This is a genomic window from Paenibacillus sp. 4624, assembly GCF_050435065.1.
In the GTDB taxonomy this organism is placed as follows: domain Bacteria; phylum Bacillota; class Bacilli; order Paenibacillales; family Paenibacillaceae; genus Paenibacillus; species Paenibacillus amylolyticus_D.
This window is the reverse complement of record NZ_JBNDJR010000007.1, coordinates 275941-300866: the sequence shown is the minus strand read 5'-3', so window position 1 is coordinate 300866 and position 24926 is coordinate 275941. Positions and strand designations below refer to the sequence as shown.

Genomic DNA, 24926 nt, shown 5'->3' with positions numbered 1-24926 from the left:
CCCCTTTCGTATAGTGATGTAAATCTAGGCTATGAATGGCGTAAGAATCCATTGCGAATATAGTAAATTTTACCCAATTCAAAAAAGACTCTATGTAAGTATACGTTCTCTCGTATAAGAAAACTACATGAATTCACTTGGCTTGCGCGCTGGTTTTCCACTAACGTTGTTAGGATAACTTTTGAGTTACATGATGTGCTGTCAGCACTGGTCAAGTATGAATTGAGCATTACTAGAGTACTGTAAATTCTCTCTGGAAACCATTTATTTTCAGGGCAATGAAGTATCGTATGTATAGCTGGTTTTTAACTATAAAGATGATACACTAAACACTATATCCTTATTTTGGAGGAATGAAGCTAATGGAAATTAAAGATATGACAGAACAAAAAAATTTCACGGTACAAGAGATTATACTCCACCTCACGGAGGGGATTACACTTCCAGAGAATACGGTTGATCAGTTGATCACAGGTTCACTAGATCAGTTTGTAACAGGAATCGTGGTTACTTTTATGCCTACACAACATGTCATTGAACAGGCTATTCAGGGCGGAGCTAATCTGATTATTGCCCATGAATCCCCATTTTATAATCATCACAGTGCGACCGATTGGCTTGAGAACGATTCCGTTTATGCAGATAAAAGAAACTTGATCAACCAAGCAGGCATTGCTCTTTTTCGTTGCCATGATGTTATTCACCGCTTCGAGCCAGATGGTATTACAGATGGACTCATCCAGCAGCTCGGCTGGACTACATATCTGAGCGGGCGAACGGCAGAGTCAGATATCGTTGCATTTCCAGAAGGAATGACCGTTCAGGAAGTTGCTCGACAATTAAAGGAACGGCTAAGTATTGACTATGTTCGCATTGCGGGTAATTCTGAAATCGTTTGCAGACACGTTGCCGTTCTGGTTGGATTTCGTGGAAATGGACATGTTACGATACCTCTTTTTCGGAATGAACAGGTTGACCTGATTATCGCAGGGGAAGGATTTGAATGGGAAACGCCTGAGTATATTCGTGATGCTGCGCAACAAGGTAAATCCAAAGCACTCATCATGGTTGGACATGCCGAAAGTGAGGCACCAGGAATGAAACTTTTAGCGGACAGACTGAATGAGTGTTTTCCAGAGATCAAAGTTACTTTTGTGAAGGAACAGCCTGTATTTAAGGTGTTTTAACGTTAGGCTGTGTTGGAGGACCCTATTTGCGTGATTTTGCCGCGTATCCAGCGTTTTGAACTCGTTTGGTGAAATAGTGCTTTTGCTGATCGTTAGTCCACTTCCTTACTCCTTCCTTCTTTTGCTACCTCTTTCCTTGCTTTTCTGGAATATCCTAAAGCTTTAGTGTACGCTAGATGCTATTCATTCCAGACTCAGGACATTTGTCCTTGGCTATTTGGAGGCATTTATCATTTAATAGAAGTCGAAGTCATGCATTGAAGGAGTGTACGAAGAAAGATGAGAGGAATTATTTTTGCCCTGCTGGGCGGAGCCTGTATTACGCTGCAAGGGGTTGCTAACACCAGAATCAGCACCGATATGGGGACATGGCAGGCCGCCACGATCACCCAGTTAACGGGATTTATACTCGCGGCGATCATCCTGATGTTTGTGCGAGACGCCAATCTTCAGGGGATTAAACAAGTTAAACCGATGTATCTTGCCGGAGGCGCATTTGGTGCAGTTATTATTTTCAGTGAAGTCTCTGCGATTCAGCAAATTGGCGTGACTTTTACGATCTCGGCTTTGTTGATTGCCCAATTGTTTCTAACCTTTTTGATCGACAGCAATGGATGGTTCGGCGTGCTCAAACAAAAAATGAAACTGCCGCAATTCCTAGGTATTGCTCTAATGATCGCCGGTGTCATCATTATGAAGCTGTAGTTTCAACACAATTAACGCAGAGGTGAGAACCATGGAAGAGATTCATGAATCGCAGCAAATCATAGACCATTTGAAACAGTATCAATTGGAGGCGGTTTTTCACGAACACCTGCGTCCTCATATGACCCTATGTCAATTCGAAAAATGTGAGCTGATCTGCCGCGAAGGCGAAGCTTCCGAATACTTATATGTCTTGGTAGAAGGAAAAATTAAAATTTTCACTACCTCTCCACAAGACAAAACACTCGTGCTCTGTTTCAAAACACCGCTTGAAGTGGTGGGAGACATCGAATATGTGCGTGAGAGTAACATCGTGAACACCGTTCAGGCGGTGTCCCCTGTTGTGATGCTACGTATTCATTACCGCTGGCTCACTGAGCTTGCCAGTGATTACGCACCATTACTGCAATTTCTACTAAAAATCATCTCACACAAGTTTTACATTGATTCGAACTTTTCGAACTTTAATCTGATGTATCCGGTGGATGTTCGTTTAGCCAGTTATCTGTTATCCATCTCGACGGATGAAGGCGGAACCGTAATGCATGAGGAACTCGACGCATTTAATCTGACCGACATTGCCAACCTGATCGGCACCAGCTATCGCCATTTGAATCGGGTGATTCAGAAGCTATGTGCTGACGGTTACATTCAACGGGATCAAGGATTAATCCGCATTAAAAATCGTGCAGGCCTTCGGCACATTGCGGGACACAACATTTATGAATAAGGAGTTAGGACACGCATGATCATTACAGGTATTTTACTTGCGCTGCTGGCCGGTTCACTGGTAAGCCTGCAAACGATATTTAACAGTAAAGTCAATGAACGCACCGGTTCATGGTCAACAACTACGATGGTGTTATTTACCGGATTTATCGCTTCTTTTGTAATCTCCCTCCTCGTTGAAGGTAAAAATACATTTAGCTTTCAGCATATGCAGTCGTGGTACTGGCTGAGTGGTGCGATTGGTGTAGGTGTCGTTTTCTGTCTCGTTCAAGGCATGAAGCTGCTCGGCCCAACTTATGCAATCTCCATCGTATTAACCTCTCAGTTAAGCTTCGCTTTACTATTTGATTCTATGGGTTGGCTTGGTCTGGAGCAAATTCCGTTCTCATGGAACCAACTCCTCGGAGTCCTCGTCATTGTAGGTGGCATTATACTATTCAAGTTTGGCGGACTGAAAAAAGAAACATCCGATTCATCGGATAAGCAAGCCCACACTTTGCCGAGTAAATCTTAGACATAGCCAAAAAGAGTGTCTCCCAATCGGAATGGATTGGATAGACACTCTTTTTTAATTCGTACATTTTAGAACATACTTAAATTTTGATCATACGTAAGTAAGTTAAGTAGATTGCTCTGGGAAATCCCGATATGAATAAATCAAAAACTATCAGACTGAGTTAATCCCTTGCTCGCTTACACAAACTCCACATTGTGATACACCTGTTGAACATCTTCCAAATCTTCAAGCGCATCAATCAGCTTCTCGAATTGAACTTGGGCATCCGCAGGCAATTCAATGTGGTTTTGCGCAAGCATCGTCAGCTCGGCTACGGTGAACTCGTTCACACCCGCAGCTTTGAATGCTTCTTGTACGGCGTGGAATTGGTCTGGTTCAGCGTATACGATAACCGCTTCATCTTCATCCACGATATCACGCACATCTACATCTGCTTCCAACATGATTTCCAGCACTTCCTCAGCATTTTTACCTTCAACGCCGATGACTACTGTAGGATCAAACATGTAAGCAACGGAACCACTCACACCCATGTTGCCCCCATTTTTGTTAAACGCAGAACGCACTTCAGGTGCTGTACGGTTTACGTTATTCGTGAGCGCATCCACGATGACCATCGCACCGTTTGGCCCGAAGCCTTCGTAACGCAACTCTTCATAGTTCTCATCGCCGCTACCTTTTGCTTTTTCCATCGCACGGTCTATGATTGCTTTAGGTACATTATACGTTTTGGCACGCTCCAGAACGACCTTCAGTGCCCGGTTCGCTTCTGGGTCCGGTTCGCCCTTCTTCGCCGCTACATAGATTTCAACGCCGAATTTCGCGTAGACCCGGCTTGTGTTTGCGTCTTTTGACGCTTTCTTTTCCTTAATATTATTCCACTTACGACCCATATCGTTTCCGCTCACTTTCAACATGTAATCTGCTTTCTACTTTGTCATTATATCGTGTTGCGCTTGGTTCAACAAGTTCATCTCACCAAACGATTCTGCATCTAAGAAACAAAAAGCACTCCGTAAGGAATGCTTTTTGAATAAGCAGCAAGTTACGCGTGGAACTGTCTTCCGTCCAACACTTCAGGGACATACCCCGCACGAATCACGAAATCTCCGAAATGCTCACCTTCGTTGCGCTCTTTTGCATATTGATTAATCATCGGTGTCAGTATCTCCAGAATCTCATTTTCACCGATGTTTTCGCGATACAATTTGTTCAGACGATGACCTGTAAAGCTACCACCGAGATAGAAATTGTACTTGCCTGGTGCCTTTCCGATAAAAGCAATCTCTGCCAGCATCGGTCTAGCACATCCATTCGGGCAACCTGTCATACGAATGACAATCTCTTCATCCCTCAAACCCGCTTCATCCAGTACAGGCTCCAGTTTGTCAATCAAGGATGGTAGATAACGCTCCGACTCAGCCATGGCAAGACCACAGGTCGGGAGTGCAACACAAGCCATAGAACTTCTGCGAAGTGCTGAATAGTGAGCTCCATCGGTCAGATTGTATTGTTGCATTAATGCTTCAATCTTTTTCTTTTTCTGGCTGCTGATGTTGCCAATAATCAGGTTTTGGTTCGCCGTCAGACGGAAATCCCCGGTGTGTATTTTGGCAATTTCACGCAAACCCGTCATGAGCGGATAGCCTTCTACATCTTTTACCCGTCCATTCTGAATGAACAACGTGTAATGCCACTTGCCATTACTGCCCTTCACCCAGCCATAACGATCTCCATTATGGTCAAAATGGTATGCACGTGCCGCTTCCAGACTCCAGCCAAGACGGCTCGTTAACTCACCAACAAACCACTCCAGACCGTGGTCATCGATTGTATATTTGAAACGCGCATGTTTACGAACCGCACGATCCCCGTAGTCACGCTGAATCATGACCGTTTTCTCTGCAACATCAATCATCTGCTCTGGTGTACAGAAACCAATGACTTTGGATACTTGAGGATATGTCTTCGGATCTCCGTGAGACATGCCCATTCCTCCACCAACAGATACGTTGAATCCTTGCAGCTTGCCGTTCTCTACAATGGCAATAAAACCAAGATCTTGTGAAAATACATCCACATCATTGGATGGCGGTACCGCGATACCAATTTTGAACTTACGCGGCAAGTACACCTTGCCGTAAATCGGTTCAACCTCTTCGTCCGAATCCTGGGAGTCAATGACTTTCTCCCCATCGAGCCACAGTTCATGATATGCGCGAGTACGCGGGTCCAGATGATTACTCACCTGACAAGCCCATTCATACACTTCAGCATGAATTTCAGACTGATTCGGATTCGGGTTGCACATCACGTTACGGTTAACGTCTCCACATGCAGCGAGTGTACTGAGCAAAGAGTCGTTGACCTCTCGAATCGTATTTTTGAGATCCCATTTCAACACCCCGTGTAGCTGAAACGATTGGCGGGTTGTCAGGCGGATCGTCTGATTTGCATATTTATGGGCAACACGATCCATCATCAACCACTGCTCCGGCGTTACGATTCCCCCGGAAGCACGCACACGTAGCATGAACTGATATGCAGGCTCCAGCTTGGATTTATTGCGCTCATTACGCAGGTCACGGTCATCCTGCATGTAACTGCCATGATGTTTCATCAGACGGTTATCATCTTCGGGAATTGAGCCAGTAATGCGATCGGCCAGTGTCTCCGTGAGACTTCCACGCAAGTAATTGCTCTTGATCTTTATATCTTCCACATCGCTGTTGGTACGCTGCGGATTAAGTAAGTTATTATAAGCCATGCCGCTTTCTCCTCTCGTTTCTGCGGAATATAACCTTCCGGCTTAGCCTTGGATTAATACACATCCCGCTGATAACGTTTCTCCTGTTGCAACCGTGTCATGTAATCCGCAGCCTGCTCAGGCGACAAGCCGCCCTCCTGCTGTAGAATGGTAATCAGCGCCGCATGCACATCATGAGCCATTTTTTTCTCATCGCCGCAGATATACACGCTTGCCCCTTCCTGAAGCCATTGGTACAATTCCTTGCTATGTTCCAGCATGCGATGCTGTACATATACTTTTTGTTCCGTATCACGAGAGAAAGCAACATCCATCTTCGTCAGAACGCCATCTTTGAGCCAGCGTTGCCACTCCGTTTGGTAAAGGAAGTCTGTAGCAAAGTGCTGGTCCCCGTAGAAGAGCCATGTTTTTCCTTCTGCACCCGTTTCTTCTCTTTCGCCAAGGAAAGATCGGAATGGGGCTACCCCTGTTCCAGGTCCAACCATAATGATTGGTGTATCCGGATTTTCGGGTAATTTGAAGTTGGGATTATGCTGAATATATACTGGCAAGGTGTCACCAGCTTCGATTCGTTCAGCGAGATGCACCGAGCATACACCATAACGTTGTCTGCCACGCGCTTCATAACGCACAGTCCGAACCGTCAGATGAACCTCCTCCGGGAAAGACTTGGAGCTACTCGCAATGGAGTACAGACGTGCCGGAATTTTCCGGAGAACGGCTAGAAACTGTGCGGCTGGAATGCCCTTCAATGCATAATCCTGAACCACATCAAGCAGATCGCAGCTGTTCATAACGTTACGGAATTCGGAATCGTTGGCAAGCAATGCTGTTAATTCGTTTCCTGGACTCAACTTGGCGAGTTGTTCTGCCACCGGTTTGGTTACTGCTGTAATTTCGTAATGACGCAGCAGTGCTTCGTATACCGATACCTGATCGCCGCTTTTGTTCACTGTAACACGCTCGTCCGCGTTCCACCCCATAGCTGCAATCAATTCATCCACGAGGCGCGGATGATTCTCAGGGAACACACCCAGGCTGTCGCCCGGCTCATAGTCCAGATTGGAACCTTCCAAAGACAGCTCAATATGACGTGTCTCACGATCTGATCCTCGACCATTCAAGTTGAGATTTTCCAGCACCTCTGCCTTGAACGGGTTTGTACGATTATATTCCGATTCTCCACCGCTTACCGCGGCTGTGATTGCTTCAGTGGTTACCGCACCCGCAGTAGCTGTTGTACTGCTAAGCGAAGCAAGTACATCATTCATCCACGATGCAGCTGGCTCATCAAAATCAACATCACAGTCTACTCGTGGAACCAAAGCTGTGGCGCCCAGTTCCTGTAGTCGTTTATCAAAATCCTTACCAGTTTGACAGAAGAACTCATAAGAGGTATCGCCGAGCGCCAGCACTGAATAACGAAGTCCATCCAGCTTTGGAGCACGTTTGCTATTCAAGAACTCATGAAACGGAATCGCATTATCCGGCGGTTCGCCTTCCCCATGTGTGCTGACCACAATGAGAAGATTCTCAATTTTTTTCAATCCGTTCGGTTTGAAATCCCCCATGGATGACAAGGTCACTTGCAGTCCTTGCTCTTCCAACTTCTTTCCGAGTTTTTTCGACAGTCCGATTGAATTTCCTGTCTGGGAACCGTACAGCACTGTAACTTCGCGGGAAACGGCCGGAGCACTGACTGGCGCTGCTACCGCAGACTGCCCAATCAGATCTGTCTGTGGTGTTACCACACCTGCTTGAAACGCTGCAATATACCCACCAAGCCAGAGTCGTTGTCCGTCCGTTAATGTAGGAATAAGTCGATTGAGCAATTCTACCTGCTCTTGATTAAAAGGACTATTTGTCACTTGAAGTTCCACCATCTGCCACCTCACGCATTACTTCGATTTTAATTCCTACTAAAATGATCATATTAATTTCTTCTCTCTAGAACCTAACACACCGGGGGATTAGGGTCAATTTCAATGATTTTATACCATTTATCAGTTTCCCTGATAAAGGAACAAAACGTGCGAATCTTCGGTTTGCACTTCGTCAGCAACAATCGACAATGAACGGCAAAAAAGCTTGCTTTAACCCGACTTCAGGTTAAAACAAGCTTTAATGTCTTTTATAAGATACACCAGAAACTAAAATGAATGGAGGAAGAACAAACCGCTTTCATATGAAAGTGACAGAGGAATGATTCATCACTTTTTCCAAACCAGCTTGCTCATCATTGCATAGATTAGTGCAGCAGATTCGGCCCGGTTGGCTTCAGCCGAAGGTTTTATTTCACCGTTGTAACCACCCACGATGCCCAGGTTCACAAGCGAAGCTACACTCTCTCTTGCATACGCGTTGATTTTGCCTGCATCCCGGAAACGAGCAAGATCAGCTGCGGAAGAATTCTGTGCTCCATCATCAATGAGTCCACCCGCAGCGAGCGCCCTTACTGTTAAGGTCATCATCTCCTGACGAGTAATTGTGGACTCTGGCATGAAACGTCCATCTCCAGCCCCATCCGTAATACCGAGTGATCGCGCTATGTTAACAGCCTTATAATAAGAAGATTGTTCATTCACATCCTTGAATGGTTCAGTAGAACTCCCGTTTAGACCAAGCGAAGCTACCAGCCACTGTACATATTGCCCGCGTGTCATCTCCTGTTTGGGATGTAGCTGTCTGCTGTCCTCACTACCTGTTGCATCTACCACGCCCCGAACAGCAAGTGCCTCCATCGCTTTTTGTGCCCATGGCGCTCCGGCTAGATCCGAAAAGTTCTCTTCCATAGATAGGGCAGCATATGCACCGGTCAATGATAAAGATTTTGCAGAAAATACAAGCTCACCGCGTCCCGGATCGTAATAACTCTGTGGAAGCGGAGTTATTACTCCGCTTGACCCGATTTGCACTGCAACAACGTTGTCGGCCACGGTATCTTTTGATGAGGTGTACGGTAACTCCATTGAAATCCCGCTATCAGGCATGAAGGTCTGATGATTAAGGCTAAATTCGAGCTTTACACCATGCACTGCTCCCAAACGATCCGTTATCCCTTGCGGAAGCGGTGTGCGGATCAATCGAATAGTTGCCATACCCTCTCTGGTTCCCTCTTTAGCCAGCAAATTAGCAGGCAACTCCACCGTTGCAAACGCAGACACGATACGGAAAACATCGGATGGCTTCTGCTTCAACAGGGATGACACTGGCAGTGCCAGCTCATATGCCGTCGCTTCTGGAACAGACTTCAACCGAAATTCAACCAGTCGTTGACCTGCTCCTGTAAGAGGTGCGGCTTTGAGCGCAGCTTCAATTGCAGAAGCATCGACTTTAGAATGTGCATTTCCTTCTGGAGCCAATAAGGCCTGTAATTCAAGAACAGCACGCTCCTTTTCTATAACAGGTAGAGTTGACGACTGGGATTGTCCTGTGCCTGAGGTGTTATTGTTATTGCCAACCTGACCACCGTTGCTGCCCGGATTCGAAGTATTCCCATCATTACCGCCTGGAGACGTTGTACGTGCAGGTACGTCAACGACCAAAGGGGACGTTGTGGCTTTGCTCCCATCGGATGCGCGTGTGATTTCAAGTTCAATCCAGACCGTCGTTTCACGGGCTGGTAAAATAATTGTTCCGTCCAGCTTGATTATAGACGGAGCTGTACTTGAGTGAATAGAAGCTGTAAACCCTTGAGGCAGCAAAGGCAGTTTCATTTTTGTAGAAGCTGTCGTTGGCTGTTCAAGCGTTGTAATACCTGAAGCTACGTCGGCAGCCGTCCGCCGGGTTGTTGTGACTTGATAAGGATCAGACAATCCTTTGAGGGATTGGCCTGAATCGTCCAATGCCTCGACTTTATAATAGTAAACCGTGTCTTCGTTCAGCCCAGAATCCGTATACTCTGGAAGTGCGCCGGAATAGATTCTCTCGTAAGTTCCTTGATCTTGATTCGAACGATAAAGCCTATAAGTTGACGCTCCGGATAATGTATCCCACTCAAGCGTTACACTTGCATTCGTGGCAGAAACCGAATGCAGGCCCCCGGTTCCATATACAGGAGACGTTGGTTCAGGTTTTACAATCATAATCCAGCTGATTAGCGGGTCCTGGGATGCCGTATTGCGTATCGTGACATCCAGTTTACCATTAGATACCTCAATGCCCTGGTGAGCACGAACACTTGCAGGTATATAGGCAACCGCCCCGGTGTTTGTACCGTTAACAATAAAATCCGCCCGGCGTGAAGTATTCGTCCACGGGTCATTGAATCCTGCATACACATCATATTTACCGTTGGCTACCTCAAAGCTATACGTCAAATCTTTGCCTTTCGGAGAATTGCTGACATTGCCACCATTCAGGTAACGTACGGTTGAGAATATATCACCGCCGCTTGATCCGGAAGGCAGCGCATCGGCACTAACATATCCCCAGGATTGACCTTCAGCCGGAGCATACATCTGATCCACAATTCCCGGATGCATGAGGGTATCTTTCATATAACTACTCATCAGCTTGTAATCTGCCGTATCATAACCACCGCTGTTCACAAAGTATAGTGTATTTTCGGGAATAACAAACACGCGAACCGCCTGTGTTTTGTTGTTATACTCAGGTGTTGTGATCTGGAGCGTGAGCGGGCCAGGCTTGGCAAAATCCTCCGCTGTCATCGCGCGATGATCAATTGTCCAGACGGCTGGCGTTGACACGAGATGATTTCCATCACGCACCTTTACGGTGGAAGGCAGGACAGGAACTTCCCCAAGTTTCACCACTTCTGGCAGTTTATCTGCAATTTCCACCTTACCCATGGAATTTAACAGATCAGGTGTCCAGCTGTTATACCACTTGATCGCAATGTCTGAGCCTATACCGAATTCAATCGGCAAAAACACGTATTTGGCTGCATCATTGGCGAAATTGCCTCCATTCCAAGTATCTCCCACGTAAATAAATTTGCCTTTTTCCGGATCAACCGGGATGACCGAAGTTGTCTGTGTGCCAAACGCCTTCCCGGGATCTGGATCACTTGGCAGTGTGCGAACAAACGGATTTGTCATCGCCGACCAAGGTCCGAAGATATGATCCGCGACCGTAACTTTGTTCTCGTTAGGAGCCCAGCCTGTTGCACCTGATGTTAAAATATAATATTTGCCCTGATACTTGAACATAGCCGGTGCTTCACGTTGTCCACCAGGGAATACCCGAACATAGTCTACGCCGTATTCCGCCTGATACACGCTATCGCGAACAGGATTGCCTTTATCATCCTTAAGACCTTGCTTATGCCAGCCCGTGACGTCACTGTAATCCTCGGTGAGCTTTGAAATGTATAAAGTCAGATTTTCTTCGCTGGAGTAAATTAGGTAACCCGTGCCGTCATCATCCTTAAATAGTGTCATGTCACGGGCCATACCTCTGTCACTTGGGAAATAGTCCTTCTCGCCCTCAGGAGCCATGTCCATACGGTAGCTCTTCTGATATATAAAAGGTCCAGCAGGTGAGTCACTTATTGCATAACCGGCCTTCGCTTTACCATAATTGGCATTATTGTTGTAAGGGTCCTTGTCTCCATCCATGTGGGCCCACATGACATATTTTTTCGTTTTATCATTGTAAATGACTTTTGGCCGTTCGATAATCCGTCCTTTGCGAATATCTGCCCAGATGTCCACACGATCCTCGCGACCCGCATAGAGTTCCTTAATTAACGGGTTTGTGTCAAAATCGTCCATCGACTGAAGCATCGTCAGTGCCATGCCTTCGTCTGTCCAGTTCATCAGGTCTTTGGAAGAATAGGCACGCACCCCTGCAGCAGGCCAACCGCCCGTATGATATTCGCCATACCAGTAATATTTTTCTGTTTTTTCATCGTAAAAGAAACCTGCGCCATGAGCATCAATCGGTTTGCCGTTTTGATCCGGCCACAATTGTCCTGGCGTAATACTTGTGCGCACCGTGGATACTCCAAGCGGTGCAGATACAGGAGTGTCCATTCCGTCCACTTTGGCCTGAATCGTATAAAAGTAACCCGTGCCCATCGTCAAACCTGTGTCGTCTAACGAAGTCGCCTTCCCTGAGTAGACTTGCTGATACGTCCCTGAAGCGCTTGTCGCCTTCGACACCGTGTAGGAGACTTCTGCTCCGGGCAGTGCATCCCACCCTAAAGAAATGGATGTATCCGTTGTAGCAGTAACACCAAATCCTGAAGGAGAATCTACCGTGTACGTCTGCGCTTCCGCTGTACTAAATGTCGATTCACCCGCAGCATTGTACGCCGTCACCCGATAGCTGTAGCTCTTTCCAGGCTCAAGTGCCTGATCCGTAAACGACAAATGGTTGCCGTCGTATACCTGTTCATATACTTCTGTTCCTTGCTCGGCGCGAACGACACGATAACCACTTGCCTTATTTACTGCATTCCAGGTCAATTTGACACTTGTCGCTGTCATTGCTGTCGCCTTCAGATCACCCGGTGGTTGCGGAGCCTCGGCAGCCGTTTTGGCTTCAAGCGGAGCAGACCACTGTGACTCGGTTAATGCCCCGTAGTCATACGCAAGTCTGTAATAATAGGCTGTATCCGAGCTTAGTCCTTCATCCACATAACTTGTTGATGATGTCTTACTTACATAAGCGTAACCGCCTTCCAGCATATTCGAGCGGTACAGACGGTACCCTGTCGCCCCTTCAATCTCCGGCCAATGCAAGGAAATCGAAGATGCCGTCTCTCCATCCTTTGCAAGCACAGCTTCATTCACTTGAGGCGGTTCCGCGATCATTACATCATCAATATGTACGGTCTGCCACTTATTTCGAATGCCAACTGTACCGGTTGCAATAGATGTATCCATCAGATCAAAAACCAATCGGTCCATCCCATTTTCGGTGATATAACCGCGGATCGAGGTCCCCGATACCGCCACTTTAAGCGTATACCATGTATTTTTGTTAAATGTGTAGTCCACCGATTTTAGCGTAGTATCTGCGCCATTTACTCTTTTGCTGAAAACGAGTTTGTTGCCGGGCATCTGCATTTGGAAGTAGTAATAGTTGCTCTTGTCTTGAAACCGCGGTAAAATTCCGGGAAATCCCTCACCCGCTCCTGTATAAAAACGCATTGACACTGTCTTATCCGGAATGGACTCCCCCGTTGTGATAAAACCTTCATCGGTTCCATTTTGAAAAAGAACCTGGTTGGACGCGTCCGCTGGATCTGATGTCACTTGCCACTGGCCTGAGATCACATGCCATTCAGGTGAAACGGTATAATCTCCATCGGAAAAATCGTCTTGAATCCACAATCCGGGAATAAGAGCTCCATCTGCAAGAACCTTGTTCGGGTACATTAATGGTCCTGAAGAGAACATCAGTGCAGCGGATAACAGGATTGCAACCGGTTTTCTCAGTTTATCCAATCTCGATTCGCTCCTTTGCGTCTGAAAATATAAGCAGGTTCCTTACACATCCAGCGTAGTGATTAAACTTCTAGTACACATGAATCAGTCAATCAGAGCACAGACCATACTTCTCCGCTGATCACACCTCCCTAATTAATGAAACCGGTTTCATTTAAGAGCAAAAAAAGACCCGTTTACTCAGGCAGGTGCAATCATCCACGTTACGGAGAACCGAGAAGCGTTTCTTTTTTTGCCCATGTCGTAAAACAGGTTTCTTAAACGCAAATTGTAACCGCTTTCTAAAATTAGAATATCGTTTGCTTTTAGGGCTGTCAACCATTCTTTGGTCCTATTTCACCCTTTCTCTTAAATGACAAAAAACGCGTATTCCACATGCGCTATGCAAGTGAAATACGCGCCTTTTAGAAAACTTTCGTCGTCCAGGATTCGCAGTTCCATGTGTCTGTCACGACGTCACGGTAAAATTCAGGTTCGTGTGAAATCAGCAGGATGCTGCCTTTGTACGCTTGAAGCGCACGTTTCAACTCATCCTTCGCATCCACATCCAAGTGGTTCGTCGGCTCGTCAAGTACAAGCAGATTAGTCTCATTATTGATCAGCTTGCAAAGACGCACTTTCGCTTTCTCGCCACCGCTGAGGACAGCGACCTTACTCTCAATGTGCTTGGTTGTCAGTCCGCATTTGGCAAGTGCGGCACGTACTTCAAACTGGGTGTAGGAAGGAAACTCCTGCCAAATCTCCTCAATACACGTATTGTAGTTGGCTTCTTTCATCTCTTGCTGGAAGTATCCGATTTCCAGATTCTCGCCGCGCTGCACATTCCCTTCCAAAGGCTGAATCTCACCTAAAATGCTACGCATCAGGGTTGTTTTACCGATCCCGTTCGCACCAACAAGAGCAATTTTCTGGCCGCGCTCCATACGCAGATCAAGCGGTCTGGACAACGGTTCGTTATAACCAATAACCAGGCCTTTCGTTTCAAAAATAAGCTTGCCTGACGTTCTCGCATCGCGGAAGTTGAATTGTGGCTTCGGTTTCTCCTTGGCCATCTCGATAACATCCATTTTGTCGAGTTTCTTCTGCCTGGACATCGCCATATTCCGAGTGGCAACGCTGGCTTTGTTACGTGCGACGAAGTCTTTCAGGTCTGCAATCTCTTGCTGCTGACGCTTGTACGCCGACTCCAGCTGTTGTTTCTTCATCTCGTAGACTTCCTGGAAGTGGTTGTAATCGCCCACATAACGCGTCAGATCTTGATTTTCCATGTGGTAAATGAGGTTAATTACGCTGTTCAGGAACGGAATATCATGTGAGATGAGAATGAATGCATTCTCATATTCCTGCAAATAACGTTTCAGCCACTCAATATGCTGTTCATCCAGATAGTTTGTCGGCTCGTCGAGGAGCAAAATATCCGGTTTTTCCAGCAACAGTTTGGCGAGCAGTACTTTGGTCCGTTGTCCACCGCTCAGGTCATTAACGTCTTTATCCAGACCGATGTCGGTCAAGCCCAGACCACGTGCGGTTTCGTCGACTTTGGCATCGATCATGTAAAAGTCCTGGTTTGTCAGTGTATCCTGAATGGTACCTACATCCTCAAGCAGCTGCTCCAGTTCCTCTGGCGTAACGTCGCCCATTTTGCCGTACATCTCATTCATTTCCTGTTCCATGTCAAACAGGTATTGGAATGCGCTGCGCAGCACATCGCGAATCGATTGCCCTTTGCTGAGTACCGCATGCTGATCGAGATAACCTACACGCATACGTTTGGACCATTCCACTTTACCTTCGTCTGGCTGAAGCTTACCTGTAATAATATTCATGAAGGTGGATTTACCTTCTCCATTCGCCCCGATCAGACCAATGTGCTCGCCCTTAAGCAAGCGGAATGAAACGTTGTTAAAGATAGCACGGTCACCAAAACCGTGACTTAATTTTTCTACATTTAATATACTCATTCATGACACCTTTTCTATATAGACTTAATTCTTTGTATATTATAAGCGTTATCTACGGCACAACTCAACGCCCTATTTTAAAAATGTGATGTTCCATTTGCCTTATCCCGGCGTATGCGGTAAAATTTTGCCTTAAACGAATTACAACCATTATATAGAACGGAGCTCTCAGCGAGAGCATCAGGTGAATGTCATGATTGAAGTAAAACAGTCCAGGCTGGGTGACGGCGGTGAGTTTAACCGTGGGGTATTTGCTACAGTGGATATTGCAAAAGGTCAACTGATCCATCAGGCCCCCGTCGTACCTTATCCGAATGAAGATCACGAGCATATTGAGAAAACGATTCTGGAGGATTACGTCTTCGAATACGGTGCCAATCATACCGCGATCCTGTTAGGATACGGCAGTCTGATTAATCATTCCTACGAGCCTAATGCCACGTATGATATTAACTTCGAAAATCACACCTTTGATTTCTATGCTTATAAAGACATCAAAGCTGGCGAAGAAATCCTCATTAACTATAACGGCGAGGAAGATAATATGGACCCGCTATGGTTCCTGGACGATTACGAAGAACGTATGCGCGAAATGCAGGACAAAGAAGAACAAGACAACGAGCCTGCTCAGGAATCCGAAAAAAATTAATGCGCAGTTCTGCTCTCTAATCCCGGTATTATGATTCATTAGAGTATGTATGAAACGAATCATGCCCGACTACTCATTAAGCTTGAGTATTCATTGAAAGAAGCAAGAAAGCAAGTTCCTCTATAGGAAACTTGCTTCCTTTTTGTTATGCCATGGGATTACCTGTTCTGGCGACAACTCATCCGCTACGCACTGTACACCTTTACGATATATTCATGCACCATTCCCTGTTTCATCATCGATCGGTGGATCGGAATGCAAGTCTGTATCTGGCGCAGTATAGGTCCATCTTGTAAAAGCAACCTCAAAGCCTGCCCGTTTAGGCGAGCAAAGGAACGGTCCTGCCTGCTTGTGGGCCGGATAAGCAAATCTTGCCACCCTAATCGTACGCCACGGATGCTCATCTGTACGCGCACGAATGATAACGGATTCCTGGTGATACGACGCACGAATCGTAACAATTCTTCCTCCCCACTCCGGTACAGGTGACAGTGACCAATCCGAGAATTGATCTGTGACAACAGCACCGACATGTACGACACCATCATTGACCTCAACCCCGGCTTTAATCCACTGATGTTCTCCATGCCACAGCATTAATCCCGCCTGATCATATAATTCTGTGAACGAATTTAGATCAAACGAAACTTCAACAGCTTGTTCCCCATCCCACGGCGCAAGCAAGGCATGTCCATTTCGGTGACAGAAACCATAGAAAGTCTCTTCCCAAAAATCACTGCCCTCCTGAGCCTGCACAATCAACCGCTCTCCATCATGTTGGGTATGAACAGGCTCGGTTGTCCAGCTTCCTCGTTCAAGGTTTGTAAAGTTGGCGGACATCTCCATTCTCATCCTCTCTCCCATCCTTGCAAAAGTGAATCTTGCAACTCCCATATTCTCATCACTCACGTGTACGGAGAATATAGCAGTTGCATGACCTACTTCCAATTTTGCGATAGCCTATTTTTCAAGGTTTCGTCTATACGTGTACGAATTCGACATCCCCTGTACGTTTACCTTGTAAACTACCTTATAATCTATCTTATATGCTTCCCTTATGTTCTTATCCCTTGTATTAATAGATTATGCATTGATCTAATGTCCACGAAGAATTTCTTATCTACGCTGCTCTATCATCTGTTTTGAGAACAAGCGCCCGATGGATAAAGTTGTTGTCATTTAAACCCTCTCCTTTTTTCGGACTGATCAGTCTATAAACAACGAAAAAATAAACGCTTTTCGCGTTCATTTATAAAATTCTAGAACAACAACTCATCTTACGCTAAAAACATCAAAACACTACAAAACTACATTATAATCCAACACCTTCAACGTCGTCTGCACAAGGTCCCGCAACTCTTCCTCACTCGCACCACTTTTTGCCGTATACGTGAACGAAAGCCTTGAATAGTTAAGAAACCGTGCAATGCGATGCAGTTCTTCTTCTTGTAACTGTAACTCTCCCGTATTACACCCTCGTAAAAGTGCAGTGTAAAATACGTTCTCCATCCAGCGGTTATTCGCCTGTATAAACGCAGCGATCTCATGTTGCTGAGGTGCCTGTTCTATCGCGCTGTTAATGATAAAACATTCGTTGCGCCGATCGGGATCGGCTAACACGTTCACCACCTCTTCAAACAATTGTTGCATACCCTCACGTACACTGCCGCTTTGTTCTAACAGTTGCGTCGATGCTTCTGTTTTCTGCTGCACGTAAAACTTCAGAGCAGAGACAAACAAATCATGTTTTGTTCCGTAAGTGTCATAGAGGCTTTGCCGGGCAATGCCGAGTTCATTAAGTAACACCGTTAACGAGGTCCCTTCATAACCATAAGCGCCAAAAACAGAAGTCGCTTTTCGTAATACTTGTTCTGTGTCAAACTCTTTCGCTCTTCCCAACTGGTGTTCCCACCTCCTCTTCGTTAAACTCATCATATACATTCCAGACTGATCAGTCAAGAAAATGAATGATTTAAATTTCGACAAAGTGGTATAATGGCACTACAGGTTGAATGTTCATTAACCGTTTATGACGATGTCAATATATAGAGGAGTGAAGCGATATGCATATGCAAATTACAGATTTGGCAGCAACGCGTTTGACAGCAAGTTTGAATGATCAACCGGGTTATTTCAAAGTATTTTACGATATGGAAGGCTGCGGATGTAACGGTGTTGTCGTGCTGCTGATTGTTGATGAACTGGCAACGCTGGATGAGCAGATTGAAACCAACTTTGTTCCATTCTACGTGGATCCCAAACACCAGCTTAACCTGGAATCAAGCATGAAACTGGATGCACAAGAAAACTATCCTGCCTTTACTTTGAGCAGTGATTCGGGTGTAATCAGCAGTAACCTCCGGCTTCGTGATGCACGCGCTGCCGCAGTAGGTACACCAAGTGCTGTTAACGCATGTACTCTATCCTAAACAGCAGGTAAGCAGAGTATTGCCGCTCTTGTAGGAAAGCGATCCGCCTCGAAAAGAGCGCGTTTGTTTGCGGATGTGTTCTCATCTAACCGCTGCCAATTCAAAGGCTACTGAGTCTGCAAAAATGATTTGTCCATCTTTCTCGAGCACCTGATGCTTGGACCAACTTCTAACGATCATGAGGAACCTTATTTAGCCCAAAATAGATAGATTCAAAATCTAACGATCACCAGTAATGTTATTTGCTTTGAAAACAGCCTTTGAGGCTGAAAAACGGGCTGTTTTCGCAGAATAAGCTCTCTGGTGATCGTTAAAATTTTAGAATGTGTAAAAAGCGGCAAATAGCGTCTGTGGTGATTGTTAGATTTTTTACAACTTACTTGATAAAAGCCTGGAGTTACTTGCTTAAATTGTTTTACTTGCTTATGCCTTGACTTTGCTGATGTATAACTTATGCCCTCCCTTTTTATTCCCTTTATGCTCTTTACTTTGTGCTCTATACGCTCTTTATGTCTTTACTCACTTTCACCTGTCTCCCTCACCGTTTACATTTCTCCTTCCAGTATCTTTTGTGCTGCAGCAGCCGAGCTCCTGCGTCTTCCATCTCTGACAACTGCGATATTCGAACTCTCATCTACTTTTCCATTACTTTTCTAATGTACGATTTGTCTGGTGCACATCATGAAACTACGGTTACAATCTAGACTCCACCATTATTTTCGATTGCCAACCTCTTATCTCGGAGATGACATTCTTACTCCCGCCAAATCGCCAAATGAAAAAGAGATTCTTGCAAACTTTGTTTACAAGTCGGAAACATTTGGAGAACCTATGGACATAATCCTCCAGTATACTTGGTTTATAGATTAATATATTCCAAGGAGGAATTCCCATCATGTCTTCATTTACTCGCAAATCCATCATATCGACACTTCTGGTTGGCTCGGTGCTTGCAGGCACAGCGTTTACTACACTTCCGATCAACCAAATATTTAACCCGGTTGCTTCTGCGGCAAGCTCAAGTTTCTCTCAATTTCTGCACGATAATGCGCCAAGCCGTACCATTACAACTTCTAGCAAAGGCGTTGCTACCGTGACGAACCTCTCTAGCACCGTTGTGCTTGTTAATAAAAAAAGAAACTTACCATCCACTTACGAGCCGAAAGATCTGGTCGTTCCTAACATCCCATTCAGCTTCTCCGGCTCCAGTCCGAAGAAACAGATGCGTAAAGTCGCAGCATCAGCAATGGAGAAGTTGTTTGCCGCCGCTAAAAAAGACGGTATCGATATCAAAGCTGTTTCCGGCTACCGCTCTTATTCTACGCAGAAAGCAATCTTTGACCGTAATGCCAGCATCAAAGGCGAAGCTGTTGCCAATAAAACAAGTGCTCGTCCAGGACAGAGCGAACATCAAACCGGACTCGCCATGGACATTTCCAGCGCTTCGGCAGGTTATGATCTGCAGCAAAGTTTTGGCAACACCAAAGAAGGCAAATGGCTGAAAGCCAACGCCCACAAATACGGTTTTATTATCCGTTATGGCAAAGACCAAGAAAAATTGACCGGATATTCATATGAGCCTTGGCATGTCCGTTATGTTGGTGTCTATATCGCCGGCGAGGTTACTAGCCAAAAATTAACTTTGGAGCAATATTTGGAACGTGCAAAATAAGCTCTTGGTTGGGCGAGCAGCTTAGTTAAATCGATCTGTTCATATGCAAAATGACACCTGGAGAAAGGGGCACACTTGCCCCTTCTCCATATAAATTACAAGATAGCTGTAGTTCCAGGAAAGCATCTTTGCACCCATGTATTCTGAGAAAGTGTTCTTGAGAGCAGTCTCGTACCCCATACGGTTACAGATCAATTCTTCAACATTTTTCAAACTCCGGCAATACGCCGAATCAAGACAGGCAACCGTTTCACACCTTCGGTACCTGCCCAGGAACTTGCCCCTGCCAGTAAATCGTTGTGGCTCAGATAAAAGGCTGTTTTGTATACAAGGTAACCCAGTATGATCTCCACCACCACAAACTTTTTAAGGGCAGAGGATTCAAAGACATAAACCTGGAACTCATGATGCCGCCAAGCTGATTTTATTCTGAGGATGAATGATCTCATGACTCACCTCTGCTGTTTTCTACTAGCGTATGGCGAGCACATCTTGTCTTATTCAAAAATAATACTTACATAAAGTAATTAAGTATGTTATATTCACTTTATAAGCAAGCAAACTATACATAAGTGAGGTATACAACATGAGCGAATTGGATCAATTGATTAAAAACCGCAGATCTGCTGTTATTTTTGAAGAGGGAATTGAAATTTCAGAGTCCGAACTGGAAGAAATGTTTGCTTTGAACAAATTTGCGCCATCCGCATTTAACCTGCAACACACTCATTATCTTGTATTGACCGATGAAGCTCAAAAAGAGAAAGTATATCAGGCTTCGCAACAATATAAAGTGAAAACAGCTTCTGCGGTCATTATCGTGTTAGGGGATGTCAACGCACATCATCATATTCGCACGATCAACGAAGGACTTCTCAACTTGGGCGCACTCACACCGTTTCAATACGAGCAGGAATCACAGAGTGTTATTGAATTCTATGAAACTCGCGGCAGATTTTTCCAACGTGAGGATGCCATCCGTAACGCCAGCCTGTCAGCGATGCAATTCATGTTGATCGCTCAGGATCGTGGCTGGGACACTTGCCCGATGATTGGATTTAATGCTGAAGAGTTGCAGCAAAGCCTGGGCATTCCGGATCATTACGTACCTGCAATGATGATTACCATCGGCAAAAAATCAGAATCCAAACAGCGGCCGCGCGGATATCGCAAACCTATTCATGAGTATGTTAGCTTTAATAAATTGAATGCCGAATAAGTATTATATAAGTTGAACTAAAGATTTTACACAGTCCACTCCGAGACAGAAGAACCTTCTAATCGCTGTTATCCCCAGATTTTTTTGGATTCCCTTTTCCAAAGGGGAAAATCCGGTGATAAGCGTATGCTTCCGATGTAGCTTTCTTGCAGAAGCTTTTAGAGGAGCGCTTCGCTTTTCCAGGTTTTTTCTGCCCTCTCCGTTAAAGTGTAAAAGAATAGTTCAACTTATATAGTCGATCTTTCCTAAAATATAAGTGCTTTAAAAGCCACGACTTCAACTTCGTGGCTTTTTCGTGTTTACAACTTAATCAAGTTACTGAATGCCTTCATAGCCTTCTTAACGCTCCGTTGTTTCAATACGTTTCATATATTAACTCATCCGAGATCTGGAGATCGCTATCGAATTCAGCATAGATATAGAGCTGCCCGGCTGGCGTATCGCCGGCATCAAATCCCAACTTTAAACTGCCATCCGCTTGAAATGCTGCATCAACCAGCACCAAAGTACTTACATCCTCGTCTGGATGAGCTTTACCAATCAAATGAAGCGCCTGCTCTCGCAGGACATGCCATTGTTTCCACGCCGCTTCAAAGAAACCCGATAACGCAGCCATAGCGGCCTTCGTTGAAATTTGTGCGTTAACTCGCAGTTCCCTTCCTTCATCCTGCAAATCCATACGATACATCGTCGTTTCATTATCATATTGGAATGTACCCATGCCTGAAACTTCATGATCCGGTTCAATGATGAGATTATCCCCGTACTGCATGCGCTCCATCTTGGAATTATGACTCACATCAAGTGATTTCAGCTTATTTTCAGAACAATATAACTCCACAAGTTCGGTATTATTGCGCAAATCCAGTTTACGAATATGATTATTGAAACAACGCACACTTTCCAGATGGTAATTGGAGCGGAGATCCAGACTTTTGAGTTGATTGTGATGACAGCGAAGCTCAAGTAAAGCAGGACAGCCGGTGACATCAAGTTCGATAAGATCATTGCTTGCACAATCCAAATAAGTTAGCTGCTCGTTATTGGCCATATCCAGTGAGAAAAGTGTGTTGTAGCTACAGGAGAGTCTCTGCAATTGCTTCAAATGCTCTACTTTCAGCTCAGAGAGCAGATTCCAGTTGCATTCAATCGACATCAGCTTGTGATTCTGCGACAGTTCCAGTTTACGCAGACGATTAAAGCTGCAATCCAGTGCTTCAAGTTCTGTATTGGAGTACAGGTTCAGCTCAACAATTTGATTTTCTCTGCATAATAACGTTTTCAACTTCAAATTATGTTCGACGTTCAGACTGATCAACGCATTATATGTGCAATCGAGCATCTTGAGTTTCGTGAAATATTCAATCCCCTGAAGATTTTTCATACCGACTTTGGGAAGCTCCAGTGTCTCCACTTCACTCACATCTTGCGCCCGAATATAACCTCGTTGATCACAATAATTCGCTAATATGTATTGCTTGAAAAGTTCATCTGTAAAGGCATTTGTAATATCCATCCCACCATCTATACTCATCTTGGAATCTCCTCCCTAACCACTTTGCATACGGTTCACTGTACATGTCATATCATGACTATTTTATGAGTTCTTTGAGAGGTTTTCAATGCTACCAGACTATCATTTCTGTACGATATCCCTTACCGAATCAACGTTTTTACCGACTTTGCTAAAAAAAGTATACATTTTTTTTTATAACATGTTAGCATTCTTCAAGTAAGCATGATATCCAATTAGGAGATGATAATCATAGATAAGAAAAACTTGTATCTCGAACAGCTTCGCCCCTTCCGTATGGCATATGTACGTCAAACTGGACCTTATGGCCCTTCAAACATGCAGACAATGGAAAGACTGAAACAATGGGCGAACCAGAAAGAACTGCTAAAGGAAGATGCCATACTGTATGGTATTCCTCAAGATGATCCTCGGATAACTATGCCAGAACATTGCAGATACGATGCATGTATAGTGATCAGCGATGATTTCAATTTTGAACAAGAGCCTGGCCTTGATATTAGCTTAGGAAAATCACCAAGTGGAAACTACCTGACGATCACGATTCCGCATACGGTTGAGGGTATCCAGAAAGCCTGGAATGAGATGATTCCACAGTTACACTTGAATGGCTATCGGATGGATAATACAAAACCTGTTATCGAAAGATATTGTCTTCCACTGCTTGATCAGCATTTATGCGAGCTTTGTATTCCTGTAACAACTGATTAAAGCAAAAGAGTTTTAAATGTTTTATGTCAGGTCTAGTCTTTGATATTCCTTAAAACTGTATTTAAACAGAAAAGTGACTTTCATCGAAGTCACTTTTCTAAGTTAGAGCTGTTATTGACTGGATTTGAAAAAAATCGCAATCATCTTAATTGGATGTCTATTTCATCTTAAAATGCCCAGTTTCCTTTGCGGAACACCGGCTCAATCGTGCCGTCCTGCAACTCTCCGTCGATGTCCAGTTCCGCAGAACCAATCATGAAATCAACATGTGTCAGACTTACATTGCATTCATGTTTCAACAGTTCTTCATTCGACATCGCTGTGCCGCCCTTCATGTTGAAGGGATACGCACTTCCGACAGCCAGATGGCAGGATGCATTCTCATCAATGCCGGTATTATAGAAAATACGATTTAAATTCGAGATTGGCGAATTATGCGGTACAAGCGCCACTTCTCCCAAATAACGAGCACCTTCGTCTGTCGCAAAAAGGTTCTTCAGATGCTCTTCGCCAGAAGCTGCTGTATACGCAACAACCTGACCATCTTTAAATGTAATTCGCATCTGATCTACGAGCTGGCCATTGAGGTTCAGCGGCATCGTACTGCTAACATAACCGTTTACACCGCTACGCTTCGGCATCGTAAATACCTCTTCTGTCGGCATATTCGCGACGGTGTAGACCCCTTGTTTGTTTTCACTGCCACCACCGCCCCAGATGTGGTTGTCCACCAGTTCAATTTTCAGATCCGTACCTGGTGCACGATAGTGCAGGCTCTTATAATTTTTCTGATTGAGTAATTCACTCATTTTGTTCAGCGTTTCGATGTGCTCTTTCCAGTTCTGTACAGCGTCTCCGCCGTCCACACGATTCATCTTGAAGATGGTATCCCACATCACGTTGATGCGATCTTCCTCCGGGATATCGGCAAATACTTTATTGGCCCATGCTTTGGTTGGCGCTTTGATCAGACACCAGCTAATATCATGATTACGTGTATATTTGGAATATCCTTTGCGTGCCTCTGCTGCTGCTTTGGTCGCACGGGATACTTTTGTCGCTTCGATTCCGTTGTACAAATCTGGATCAGGTACTTTAATCGTCAGTGTTGCTCCTCCAGCTTCGGCGAACCGTTCCATCATGTCGCCTTTCCACTTCGGATAATAATCAAAGCTATCATCCGAACCATGCTCAAACCGGCTGCGTGTAATTTTATCGTCCTCGAAATCGACTTGTACATAGTTGGCTCCGGCCGCGTATGCTTTTTGGGCGATCAGACGCGTAAACTCCAGTGTTTCAATCGGGGCTGTTACCAATAGGTCTTGTCCCTTCTGGATATTTACACCAACTTTAACTACTAATTCAGCGTATTGTTCCAATGATGTTGCAAAAGATTGTTCAAACGAGCTCATGTTAGCTTCACTCCTGCTT

Annotated in this window: 19 protein-coding genes; 9 read left to right on the top strand and 10 right to left on the bottom strand. The window is 45.0% G+C overall.

Annotation, left to right across the window (positions count from 1 at the left end; all coding sequences use genetic code 11):
* Window positions 1-362 precede the first annotated feature (362 nt).
* From ABIE27_RS17815 to ABIE27_RS17800, 4 genes are all read left to right on the top strand, one after another.
* Window positions 363-1187, top strand: coding sequence for a Nif3-like dinuclear metal center hexameric protein (locus ABIE27_RS17815; RefSeq protein WP_240036715.1), 825 nt, complete (start codon window positions 363-365; stop codon window positions 1185-1187).
* 279 nt (window positions 1188-1466) lie between these two features.
* Window positions 1467-1892 (top strand): DMT family transporter, encoded by a 426-nt coding sequence (locus tag ABIE27_RS17810; RefSeq protein WP_123063681.1) that lies wholly within the window; start codon window positions 1467-1469, stop codon window positions 1890-1892.
* 31 nt (window positions 1893-1923) lie between these two features.
* Entirely contained in the window at window positions 1924-2622 is a 699-nt protein-coding gene (locus ABIE27_RS17805) for a Crp/Fnr family transcriptional regulator (protein WP_429351152.1), read from the top strand.
* An 18-nt stretch (window positions 2623-2640) separates the two neighbouring features.
* Window positions 2641-3135 carry a DMT family transporter gene (locus ABIE27_RS17800; RefSeq protein WP_123063805.1) on the top strand — a complete coding sequence of 165 codons (495 nt, stop codon included), beginning with the start codon at window positions 2641-2643 and terminating at the stop codon, window positions 3133-3135.
* Window positions 3136-3314: 179 nt separating this feature from the next.
* Here ABIE27_RS17800 and ABIE27_RS17795 read toward each other — a convergent pair whose 3' ends face one another.
* From ABIE27_RS17795 to ABIE27_RS17775, 5 genes are all read right to left on the bottom strand, one after another.
* A complete protein-coding gene (locus ABIE27_RS17795) occupies window positions 3315-4031 on the bottom strand; it encodes a YebC/PmpR family DNA-binding transcriptional regulator (protein WP_429351109.1) in 717 nt (238 codons plus the stop codon).
* A gap of 152 nt (window positions 4032-4183) precedes the next feature.
* On the bottom strand, window positions 4184-5905 hold the full coding sequence (gene cysI / locus ABIE27_RS17790; RefSeq protein ID WP_123063683.1) for an assimilatory sulfite reductase (NADPH) hemoprotein subunit: 1722 nt from the start codon (window positions 5903-5905) through the stop codon (window positions 4184-4186).
* Window positions 5906-5958: 53 nt separating this feature from the next.
* The gene (locus ABIE27_RS17785) at window positions 5959-7785 is read right to left on the bottom strand and encodes an assimilatory sulfite reductase (NADPH) flavoprotein subunit (RefSeq protein ID WP_123063806.1); all 1827 of its coding nucleotides are present in this window, start codon (window positions 7783-7785) and stop codon (window positions 5959-5961) included.
* Window positions 7786-8115: 330 nt separating this feature from the next.
* Window positions 8116-13320: a fibronectin type III domain-containing protein gene (locus tag ABIE27_RS17780; protein ID WP_429351108.1), complete on the bottom strand. Its 5205-nt coding sequence runs from the start codon at window positions 13318-13320 to the stop codon at window positions 8116-8118.
* Between the two features lie 404 nt (window positions 13321-13724).
* On the bottom strand, window positions 13725-15281 hold the full coding sequence (locus ABIE27_RS17775; protein WP_429351107.1) for an ABC-F family ATP-binding cassette domain-containing protein: 1557 nt from the start codon (window positions 15279-15281) through the stop codon (window positions 13725-13727).
* Window positions 15282-15474: 193 nt separating this feature from the next.
* On the opposite strand from ABIE27_RS17775, the gene ABIE27_RS17770 reads away from it, so the two are divergent.
* A complete protein-coding gene (locus ABIE27_RS17770) occupies window positions 15475-15930 on the top strand; it encodes an SET domain-containing protein (protein ID WP_123063686.1) in 456 nt (151 codons plus the stop codon).
* A gap of 213 nt (window positions 15931-16143) precedes the next feature.
* Here the strand turns inward: ABIE27_RS17770 and ABIE27_RS17765 are convergent, their stop codons facing one another.
* Together ABIE27_RS17765 and ABIE27_RS17760 are read right to left on the bottom strand one after the other, a co-directional pair.
* Window positions 16144-16782 (bottom strand): DUF1349 domain-containing protein, encoded by a 639-nt coding sequence (locus tag ABIE27_RS17765; protein WP_240036716.1) that lies wholly within the window; start codon window positions 16780-16782, stop codon window positions 16144-16146.
* A gap of 447 nt (window positions 16783-17229) precedes the next feature.
* Entirely contained in the window at window positions 17230-17829 is a 600-nt protein-coding gene (locus ABIE27_RS17760; RefSeq protein WP_123063687.1) for a TetR/AcrR family transcriptional regulator, read from the bottom strand.
* Between the two features lie 164 nt (window positions 17830-17993).
* On the opposite strand from ABIE27_RS17760, the gene ABIE27_RS17755 reads away from it, so the two are divergent.
* Together ABIE27_RS17755 and ABIE27_RS17750 are read left to right on the top strand one after the other, a co-directional pair.
* A complete protein-coding gene (locus ABIE27_RS17755) occupies window positions 17994-18359 on the top strand; it encodes an iron-sulfur cluster biosynthesis family protein (RefSeq protein WP_123063688.1) in 366 nt (121 codons plus the stop codon).
* An 895-nt stretch (window positions 18360-19254) separates the two neighbouring features.
* Window positions 19255-20031: a M15 family metallopeptidase gene (locus ABIE27_RS17750; protein WP_429351106.1), complete on the top strand. Its 777-nt coding sequence runs from the start codon at window positions 19255-19257 to the stop codon at window positions 20029-20031.
* Between the two features lie 209 nt (window positions 20032-20240).
* Here the strand turns inward: ABIE27_RS17750 and ABIE27_RS17745 are convergent, their stop codons facing one another.
* On the bottom strand, window positions 20241-20480 hold the full coding sequence (locus ABIE27_RS17745; protein WP_123063690.1) for a hypothetical protein: 240 nt from the start codon (window positions 20478-20480) through the stop codon (window positions 20241-20243).
* Between the two features lie 137 nt (window positions 20481-20617).
* On the opposite strand from ABIE27_RS17745, the gene ABIE27_RS17740 reads away from it, so the two are divergent.
* Complete coding sequence (locus tag ABIE27_RS17740; protein ID WP_123063691.1) at window positions 20618-21250, top strand: nitroreductase family protein; 633 nt, start codon at window positions 20618-20620, stop codon at window positions 21248-21250.
* A 355-nt stretch (window positions 21251-21605) separates the two neighbouring features.
* Here the strand turns inward: ABIE27_RS17740 and ABIE27_RS17735 are convergent, their stop codons facing one another.
* A complete protein-coding gene (locus ABIE27_RS17735; RefSeq protein WP_429351105.1) occupies window positions 21606-22784 on the bottom strand; it encodes a leucine-rich repeat domain-containing protein in 1179 nt (392 codons plus the stop codon).
* Window positions 22785-23060: 276 nt separating this feature from the next.
* Here ABIE27_RS17735 and ABIE27_RS17730 point away from each other — a divergent pair, with 276 nt between their 5' ends.
* Window positions 23061-23495 carry an AraC family transcriptional regulator gene (locus tag ABIE27_RS17730; RefSeq protein ID WP_429351104.1) on the top strand — a complete coding sequence of 145 codons (435 nt, stop codon included), beginning with the start codon at window positions 23061-23063 and terminating at the stop codon, window positions 23493-23495.
* Between the two features lie 167 nt (window positions 23496-23662).
* On the opposite strand, the gene ABIE27_RS17725 is transcribed toward ABIE27_RS17730, so the two are convergent.
* Window positions 23663-24907, bottom strand: a complete 1245-nt coding sequence (locus ABIE27_RS17725; RefSeq protein ID WP_123063693.1) for an aminopeptidase — start codon at window positions 24905-24907, stop codon at window positions 23663-23665.
* Between the last annotated feature and the right edge of the window lie 19 nt (window positions 24908-24926).